Origin of the sequence: Mesorhizobium sp. ORS 3428 (genome assembly GCF_001854785.1) — a bacterium.
In the GTDB taxonomy this organism is placed as follows: Bacteria; Pseudomonadota; Alphaproteobacteria; order Rhizobiales; family Rhizobiaceae; genus Mesorhizobium.
Genome location: NZ_MDFL01000151.1, coordinates 1 through 1,152, shown reverse-complemented (window position 1 = coordinate 1,152; position 1,152 = coordinate 1). Strand labels below are relative to the sequence as shown.

The window sequence follows — 1,152 nt, the reverse complement described above, 5'->3', positions numbered from 1 at the left end:
ATTGGCGAAATCCTCAACCGCACAACACCGGTCGAGTGCTCAAATTACTTCGCCAGTGCAGGATACGACAGGAAATGACTTCATCCCGCTCTAGGTCGCGGTCCAACACGTCCTCGATATGGCGCGGATCGAACACGTGAAAGGTGATCTTCCTTGCGCGGCCRCGAAGCTTGACGGTCCTGGTTCCGGCGCTTTGCAAACGACCATCCTTCAGCCAGCGGTGYCGCTCGCCGGAGGAAATCGTCAGGATGTCCTCGACTTCACGGGGTATCACCGGCAGGTCTTCGATATCCTGCATGGCTTTGTAGATGATCGCCGCTGCTGCATCGACGTCTGCGTCAGAGGCCTGCGGCAGCCGCAAGGCGAGCACCCGGGATTCGATGTGGAGCAGGCTTYTAAGCGCTGGCGGCAGACGAGCGCGAATATCGAGGAAAATGCCCCTCGCCCTCCGCGACGACCCCAGCGTCGCTGCCGGGGAAAGAGGCCACTCTCCAACCAGCTTCGAGTTTGGATCGACTTTTCGGCGAGCAGGCATGCCAGCTAAATCAGTCCTGAGCGAAGCCAACTCAACGCAGGGGGCGGTTCGGGCCAACGATTGATTTGTCACCGCGGGCATCGAGGCCGTAACAGTTCCGGAATAGTTGAACCCGCTGCCGGCCGTCGCGTTGCAAGCGCAGGCGAAGTCACGCAAGGAGAAAAGCATTGACCCGGATCGCGACCTTCAACCTCAATGGCGTCAATGGCCGCCTACCGGTGCTCCTGAAGTGGCTTGGCGAGACCAAGTACCACGTGATCTGCCTTCAGGAGCTGAAAACGTCGGACGACAAATTTCCGATCCAGGCCATCCGGGACGCCGGCTATGGCGCTATCTGGCACGGTCAGAAGTCCTATAATGGCGTTGCAATACTGACGCGTGGGAGGGGATCCGGGCGAACGCCGCCGCGGCTTGCCGGGCGATCCTGATGACACGCACAGCCGGTATCTGGAGGCGGAGATCGACAACCTGGTCGTAGGCTGCATCTATCTTCCCAATGGAAATCCGGCGCCGGGCCCCAAATTCAATTACAAGCTCCGCTGGTTCGAACGCCTCATCGCCTACAGCAAATCGCTGCTAGGCGAGCGCGCCATCCTTTGTGGTGATTACAATGTCGT

At 59.4% G+C, this 1,152-nt stretch carries 1 protein-coding gene and 1 pseudogene; one reads left to right on the top strand and one right to left on the bottom strand.

Features of this window, described 5'->3' with window-relative positions; genetic code table 11:
- Positions 1–13 precede the first annotated feature (13 nt).
- On the bottom strand, positions 14–535 hold the full coding sequence (locus tag ORS3428_RS25525) for a hypothetical protein (RefSeq protein WP_244508095.1): 522 nt from the start codon (positions 533–535) through the stop codon (positions 14–16).
- Positions 536–702: 167 nt separating this feature from the next.
- On the opposite strand from ORS3428_RS25525, the pseudogene ORS3428_RS25520 reads away from it, so the two are divergent.
- Positions 703–1,152, top strand: a pseudogene (locus tag ORS3428_RS25520) (exodeoxyribonuclease III); the annotation flags it as partial.